At 38.0% G+C, this 3,786-nt stretch carries 5 protein-coding genes and 1 pseudogene; 3 read left to right on the top strand and 3 right to left on the bottom strand.

Features of this window, described 5'->3' with window-relative positions; translation table 11 throughout:
- Positions 1-159: 159 nt before the first annotated feature.
- The gene (locus tag F6K40_RS39235) at positions 160-318 is read right to left on the bottom strand and encodes a hypothetical protein (protein ID WP_293145429.1); all 159 of its coding nucleotides are present in this window, start codon (positions 316-318) and stop codon (positions 160-162) included.
- 211 nt (positions 319-529) lie between these two features.
- Positions 530-1,111 (bottom strand): DNA-binding protein, encoded by a 582-nt coding sequence (locus F6K40_RS39230; protein WP_293145426.1) that lies wholly within the window; start codon positions 1,109-1,111, stop codon positions 530-532.
- 228 nt (positions 1,112-1,339) lie between these two features.
- Here F6K40_RS39230 and F6K40_RS39225 point away from each other — a divergent pair, with 228 nt between their 5' ends.
- The 3 genes from F6K40_RS39225 (at position 1,340) to F6K40_RS39215 (ending at position 2,720) form a co-directional block, all read left to right on the top strand.
- Positions 1,340-1,732, top strand: a complete 393-nt coding sequence (locus F6K40_RS39225) for a nuclease-related domain-containing protein (protein ID WP_293145424.1) — start codon at positions 1,340-1,342, stop codon at positions 1,730-1,732.
- Positions 1,733-1,870: 138 nt separating this feature from the next.
- The gene (locus F6K40_RS39220) at positions 1,871-2,191 is read left to right on the top strand and encodes a hypothetical protein (protein ID WP_293145421.1); all 321 of its coding nucleotides are present in this window, start codon (positions 1,871-1,873) and stop codon (positions 2,189-2,191) included.
- Between the two features lie 292 nt (positions 2,192-2,483).
- Positions 2,484-2,720, top strand: a complete 237-nt coding sequence (locus tag F6K40_RS39215; protein WP_293145418.1) for a hypothetical protein — start codon at positions 2,484-2,486, stop codon at positions 2,718-2,720.
- Here F6K40_RS39215 and F6K40_RS39210 read toward each other — a convergent pair.
- A pseudogene (locus F6K40_RS39210) lies at positions 2,713-3,556 on the bottom strand (IS5 family transposase). The gene F6K40_RS39215 and the pseudogene F6K40_RS39210 overlap by 8 nt on opposite strands.
- Between the last annotated feature and the right edge of the window lie 230 nt (positions 3,557-3,786).

Genomic DNA, 3,786 nt, shown 5'->3' with positions numbered 1-3,786 from the left:
TTTTTTTTGATACTTACAACCTCAAATTTTGCCAGTATCTAGAAAAAGCAATTCGGGCGCATAAAAACCTGAATTACAGAAGGCTCCAGAACAATTTTTGGCGCAGAAAATTTTCAGGCATTGGTAGCCATTCCATCTATATATTTATTATTTATGAGGTTAGGGGAAAAAAGTTGCTAGAGAAAATATTGGTAGTCCTGCTGAGGAATGGCGAAGATACATAAGTTTTGTAATTTCTTCCCACACGAACCAACTTCCCACACGAACCAACTTCCCACACGAACCAACTTCCCACACGAACCACACTCTCTCTACCATTCCTCAGCACCACCACCAAAATATTTTATAGATACGGGCGATCGCTCACCTACTTTCAAGAAATAATTTTGAGGAAGTTTGGTACTGCCAGAAATATCGGAATTATTTCCATAACAATTTGCAATGTCAGCCTAAAAATTAAAGAAGCCAACACCGAATACTATATATATATGGAGAAAAATCTTGTTTTGCTAAAAAATCAGAGTCAAAGCTAACCAAAGCCTTGAGGTTTGTCTTCTTCGAGTTCTACATCTCGGAAAAATTTGCGAATAATTTCAACATCAGGCTCTGTCTCAATCCACAGACGAGCGCCACCTGCTTGACTTCTGTTAGGTTTATGAGGTCGATAGACGATTTTGCAATTTCCGAGAATTTCTACTTCGTGGCAGTAATCGTTTCTGTTTCCTTGTTTGACAGAGATGGCTGGAAGGGAAGTACCGTGGTCTCGGTTATGGTCAATTTCTCTTCGCAGTACATGGATAAAAGTATTGCCTGTACGGAATCCTTTATTCCAAGTTCCTTGAGGACCTCGACGACCTGGTGTAATTTCTGGCATTCCTCTACTATTTAAAGGAATTACCCAGAACCGTTCGACTTTTTCGGCTCCTTTGAGGCGACCTTGCCTGAGAAGTAACCTGAGTCTAGCAGTAGAAATATTTAAAAGAAATGCTGCTTCTGTTGTACCAACTTTATTTGGTTCTGTATTTATATCTTTCATAACTGTTTCGGAGCAGATCAAGGATAAACTGGATAACCAACTACCCATGAAACCACAAAGAATTGAATTTGGCAATATTTGATTTTCCAGTATTAACTTTAATAGTAATATTAGTAGGAGATTTTAGGTAATCATAAAATCTCAACTTAAGATAATTGCTATACTGTTTCGGAGCATATTAAAGATAAAGTTGGATAATTATTTACCATTAAACCATAGAGGATTGAATTTGGGAAATAATTTTTGATTTTCCAGTATTGATTTATAGTAAAGATAAATTTTAGTAGGTTAAGGATAGACGCAATGACTATTGAAATTTGGATGGGAAAAAATTTTGATACATCCTATGAGCGAGAAGCTGTAGAAAGATTTTTGGATGATATGGAGTTTCGATTCGGTAATGAAGAGAAACTCCATTTAGTTTTAATGGATTATTATATTGAAAACCGTCAGATTGATTTAACAGTCCTCAAAAATGATGCGATTATTCCTATTGAATTAAAAGAATGCCATGAACCATTTATCGCATCTGAGAATGGTGATTGGTGTACGCCAAGTGGGTATATTGTAGGTAGTGAAGATAGAAATCCATTTCAACAGGTTTATGAAAATCGGCTTAAATGGCTTAACTTGCTAAAAGGAAACAAACATAAGTTTCGTTGCTTCGAGACAGCCACAGATAATCGACCGTTTTGATGTTCAGCTTACATTGTTGCTATTAGCCTTTCACTTCATCCAAATACCACAAATAAAATTTCTAGTGATAGTTGGTGGTTTAGACTATTTGGGCTTGATGAACTGGCTAAAAAAATAGAATTTGAAACTCATAAGTATATGAATTTTTCAGATGATGAATTAAGAAAAATAGCTTATGATTTATTATCGCTGAAACAAAAGTCTCATCAAATCGCCCTGGAGGATTTTTCTGATTTGGTGTCTCAATCTTGGCAAAATAATGGGAATTTTTCTAGTGGGGAATTTTTCTATGAAAGGGGAGTTATCTTCTGCTTCCCGACTCAAAAAAAATTAGTAGAGCTAGAAAATTATCACCTCGTACCCTCCTCAAATAAAATGGATAAATTCCGAAAATCGCCCTGGAGGATTTTTCTGATTTGGTGTCTCAATCTTGGCAAAATAATGGGAATTTTTCTATGAAAGGGGAGTTATCTTCTGCTTCCCGACTCAAAAAAAATTAGTAGAGCTAGAAAATTATCACCTCGTACCCTCCTCAAATAAAATGGATAAATTCCGAAAATCGCCCTGGAGGATTTTTCTGATTTGGTGTCTCAATCTTGGCAAAATAATGGGAATTTTTCTATGAAAGGGGAGTTATCTTCTGCTTCCCGACTCAAAAAAAATTAGTAGAGCTAGAAAATTATCACCTCGTACCCTCCTCAAATAAAATGGATAAATTCCGAAAATCGCCCTGGAGGATTTTTCTGACTTGGTGTCTCAATCTTGGCAAAATGATGGGAATTTTTCTAGTGGGGAATTTTTCTATGAAAGGGGAGTTATCTTCTGCTTCCCGACTCAAAAAAAATTAGTAGAGCTAGAAAATTATCACCTCGTACCCTCCTCAAATAAAATGGATAAATTCCGAAAATCGCCCTGGAGGATTTTTCTGACTTGGTGTCTCAATCTTGGCAAAATGATGGGAATTTTTCTAGGGCGTGTCATCAATTAAAAACCTTGACATTTAGGGGTATTGTATGATCTGTAGAGATAGCGATCGCTATGCTAATAAAATAACTGAGGCTACCTGTAGGAATTCCTCCTAGAAAGTTAACTGAACGCTTGTCATACCTAGTAGCGATATAGCTGCCGCTAGGCTCCGCCAACGCTCTATACTGTTTGAGCTTGGCGAAGAAATTTTCAATTCTTTTGGCGTGCTTTGTACAATATCTCATCATAGTGACGGCTTTCTTTCCGGTTTTTATAATAGTGGAATTACTACTTCGATTCCTCTTTCAGCCAAAGGTCTAATTACCCGCTTATGAGTATCATAAGCTTGATCAGCCAACACTGCTTCAGCCTCTACAATCGGTAAGAGAACATCTGCTCCATCTAAGTCGCAGGCTTGGCCTGGAGTCAAAAAAATGGGTGGGATTACGAGCGAGCATCTACTAACCCATGTATCTTGGTACTCAATCCCCCAATGCTTAGGCCAATATCTTCTTCTTCTGCCCTACTGTTTTTGGCCCCCGCACTATGTTGATGAGCACGAACAATTGTGGCATCAATCATGGCATATTCATTATCTGCATCCTCAGCTAGAGCTTGAAATAGTCTTTCCCAGACCCCTGAACGACTCCAGCGACTAAAACGGGTATGGACAACCCGGAAGTCTCCAAATCTTTCTGGTAAGTCTCTCCAAGGAATTCCGGCTCTATATCTGTATAAAACAGCTTCTACAAAGAGGCGGTTGTCCAATGCTGTCCATCAACCAGTCCCTTTACGCCCTGGTAGTAAATTTTGAATGCGTTCCCATTGGTCATCCCGTAACCCATAACGTCTAGCCATTTAGAACATTCCTCTTTGATGTTATTCTTCATGGATCATACTATCACCCTTAATGTCAACCTCTTTAATTGATGACACGCCCTAGAAAATTATCACCTCGTACCCTCCTCAAATAAAATGAGTAAATTCCGAAAATCGCCCTGGAGGATTTTTCTGACTTGGTGTCTCAATCTTGGCAAAATAATGGGAATTTTTCTAGTGGGGAATTTGTCTATGATCAGGGGAGTTAT

It is taken from the genome of Okeania sp. SIO3I5 (assembly GCF_010672085.1).
Taxonomy (GTDB): domain Bacteria; phylum Cyanobacteriota; class Cyanobacteriia; order Cyanobacteriales; family Microcoleaceae; genus Trichodesmium.
The sequence above is the reverse complement of the archived record's forward strand: the minus strand, read 5'-3'. Positions and strand labels throughout refer to the sequence as shown.

Coding starts and splice junctions, on each gene's coding strand:
- F6K40_RS39235 (WP_293145429.1), bottom strand. CDS start 318: ATGGTAGAGAGAGTGTGGTTCGTGTGGGAAGTTGGTTCGTGTGGGAAG.
- F6K40_RS39225 (WP_293145424.1), top strand. CDS start 1,340: ATGACTATTGAAATTTGGATGGGAAAAAATTTTGATACATCCTATGAG.
- F6K40_RS39220 (WP_293145421.1), top strand. CDS start 1,871: ATGAATTTTTCAGATGATGAATTAAGAAAAATAGCTTATGATTTATTA.